Below are 331 nucleotides of genomic sequence, written 5' to 3' on the forward strand. Positions count from 1 at the left end.
CACATAACAGCCTGACGATGACCTACTTTCACACAGGGATCTGCACTATCATCGGCGCGAAGTCGTTTCACTGTCCTGTTCGGGATGGGAAGGAGTGGGACCAACTTGCTATGGTCGTCAGGCATAACGGGTTGCCGCTCTGAGCACTCTGCCATAGGGCACTCAGTGCGGCGTATTCATAGAGTCGAAATCGATTTTGATTGCGCTTGGAGCATCTTCGCCGAGTGGATACGGCTCGTATGCATTCTCGCTGTGATCTTGCGATCAAAATTATAGGGTCAAGCCGCACGGGCCATTAGTACTGGTTAGCTCAACGCATTGCTGCGCTTAC

1 rRNA gene is annotated in these 331 nt (G+C 52.3%); it reads right to left on the minus strand.

What is annotated here, in order from left to right:
• Positions 1-9 precede the first annotated feature (9 nt).
• Positions 10-122 (minus strand): 5S ribosomal RNA (rrf, locus tag HZS63_RS13825).
• Positions 123-331: the final 209 nt, after the last annotated feature.

This window comes from Tepidicella baoligensis, from assembly GCF_013432195.1.
Classification (GTDB): Bacteria; Pseudomonadota; Gammaproteobacteria; order Burkholderiales; family Burkholderiaceae_C; genus Tepidicella; species Tepidicella baoligensis.